Origin of the sequence: Methylocella tundrae, from assembly GCF_901905185.1 — a bacterium.
GTDB classification, from domain to species: Bacteria; Pseudomonadota; Alphaproteobacteria; order Rhizobiales; family Beijerinckiaceae; genus Methylocapsa; species Methylocapsa tundrae.
The window spans coordinates 1-1,957 of sequence record NZ_CABFMQ020000116.1; the positions used below are offsets into that span (position 1 = coordinate 1).

Genomic DNA, 1,957 nt, shown 5'->3' on the forward strand with positions numbered 1-1,957 from the left:
TAAACTTGGCAAGCTCCGGATCAAAAACAAAACCGCGCCGGAAATGTGGAATGCGGTTCTTGCCGCTTGAGCCGGTTCGTGCTCCTGGCTGTTGCGCAGTTGATTTCCGAAAGTTTGCACCACAACCGTTCGAACCACCAAGGTGGTGCTGGCGACCGCTCACCTTGATCATGATCCCACCAACAACCGGCCGCGAAATCTGAAAGCCCTTTGCCAGCGCTGCCATATGATCCATGACCGCGCCGAGCACCGTCGGCGGCGCTGGCTCACGCTGCGGATGCGGAAGGCGATCGGAGACCTATTTCTGGGTCTTTACCGCATGTAGCCTCCGAATGGGAGGCTGGGGCTTTGCCGAAAACCCGTCTTGGCCGAAATTTCTTGCCTTGTCCGGTTAATTACCGTACATTACGACAAGAAAGAGAGGAGGCATCATGGCTCAAGAACCGACCCGCACGGCGCGCATCGAAGCGCGCATCGCGCCCGACGCTCTGGCCGTCGTCAAGCGCGCCGCCGAAATCACCGGCCGCAGCGTCAGCGACTTCGTGGTCGCCGCCGCGCAGGAAGCCGCCAACCGCACCATCGAGGACACGCAGATCATCCGCCTCTCGGTCGAGGATCAGCGCGCCTTCGCGGAGGCGATCCTCAATCCGCCGCCGCCGACTCCCGGCCTGTTGCGCGCCGCCGAAGCCTATCGGAGTCTCATCAAGGCGTCGCAGTGACGCAAGGCTTCCGCATTGAAGGCTTGACCTCGACGCATGACCGCAAAAATTTTGCGAGCGGCGTCGAGCCGCTCGATCGCTATCTTCACGAGCTGGCGACGCAAGACATCAAACGTCGGGTGAGCAATTGCTTCGTCGCGCTCGACGACGCCGGCGTGATCGCCGGCTATTACACCTTCGCCGCCGCGAGTTTCCCACTTGCTGAATTATCCGCCGAAGACACAAAACGCTTGCCGCGCTATGCGCTCCTGCCTGCCGGTCTCATCGGCCGCCTCGCCGTCGACCGCAGGTATCGAGGCCAGCGGCTCGGCGGCGCGCTCATCATGGATGCCGTCGCGCGGGCGGCGCGCGCCGAGTCGGCGATCTTCGCGCTGATCGTCGACGCCAAGGACGATGCGGCGGTCGCCTTCTATCGGCGCCACGGATTCCGGCGCTTCGCCAGCAAGCCGGCGTCGCTCTTCCTGCCGATCGCCACGGCCCTGCAAGCCCTGAACGCGAAACCCGGCAAATGACGCCGGCCGCGCATAATCTGGCAATATGGAACGTCGCTTCACATATCCATGGAGTTTACGGCAGCCCAGCCAAGTGAAGCGCGGGTATGCTCACTTCTTCTTGCAAAGAAGTTTAAAATCAGAGGGACAAGGAAGCTCGACTTTCTTTGTCTCTTCCCATTCATCCTTCAAAACCTTTCTGGCTTTTTCGACAGCCTCATCCCGCAATTGTTGCCATGCCGTCCCCGGGGGAGGGCAATGGATTAGATCCTGAAGATCATTCTGAAGCAGATTATGATCCGGCTCTTTCGCATTAAGACGTAACTTGATCCTTTGGAGAATCACACAAGCCTTATTGTAGATCGGGAACAACTCCTCGCGATCTCGCCGCCCTCTTTCTTCAGATTCTTCAAAAGGAATGGAATTTATCTCGTCCCATTTTCGAAACCATTCTTCTGCCGCACCAACATAGGTGGAGATGTCGTTCCGCAATTCGTCAATCCACTTCTGGCGGAATTCGGAGATTTTGACGGAGCGCGATATCCATGCCGCTGTGAAAGCGGCGAGGAGGCCGAGAAGAGCGACGATAAGAGTCGCGAAGATAGCACTACTTTGGCACTTTTGGTTCGACGGCGTCGGCGATGAGTTTCTCACAGTGGGGGCATCGTCTGGGTGGAGGCCGTGCGAAGAGGTCGAGAATGGCTTGTCTGATGGCCGGCAGGCTCGGTTGTGGCGGCGGTCCCCCGA

3 protein-coding genes and 1 pseudogene are annotated in these 1,957 nt (G+C 59.0%); 3 read left to right on the forward strand and 1 reads right to left on the reverse strand.

What is annotated here, in order from left to right; genetic code table 11:
* Positions 1 to 124: 124 nt before the first annotated feature.
* The 3 genes and pseudogenes from MPC4_RS21395 to MPC4_RS17245 form a co-directional block, all read left to right on the forward strand.
* A pseudogene (locus tag MPC4_RS21395) lies at positions 125 to 325 on the forward strand (hypothetical protein); the annotation flags it as partial.
* A 106-nt stretch (positions 326 to 431) separates the two neighbouring features.
* Positions 432 to 719: a type II toxin-antitoxin system TacA family antitoxin gene (locus MPC4_RS17240; RefSeq protein WP_174513611.1), complete on the forward strand. Its 288-nt coding sequence runs from the start codon at positions 432 to 434 to the stop codon at positions 717 to 719.
* Positions 716 to 1,231 carry a GNAT family N-acetyltransferase gene (locus tag MPC4_RS17245; protein WP_174513612.1) on the forward strand — a complete coding sequence of 172 codons (516 nt, stop codon included), beginning with the start codon at positions 716 to 718 and terminating at the stop codon, positions 1,229 to 1,231. The genes MPC4_RS17240 and MPC4_RS17245 overlap by 4 nt, the downstream gene beginning before the upstream one ends.
* A gap of 90 nt (positions 1,232 to 1,321) precedes the next feature.
* Here MPC4_RS17245 and MPC4_RS17250 read toward each other — a convergent pair.
* On the reverse strand, positions 1,322 to 1,957 hold a 636-nt coding region (locus MPC4_RS17250), incomplete at its 5' end, for a hypothetical protein (protein WP_210253681.1).

What these genes read in the sequence shown, in the direction of transcription:
- MPC4_RS17240 (WP_174513611.1), top strand. Translation starts at nt 432, where the DNA reads ATGGCTCAAGAACCGACCCGCACGGCGCGCATCGAAGCGCGCATCGCG.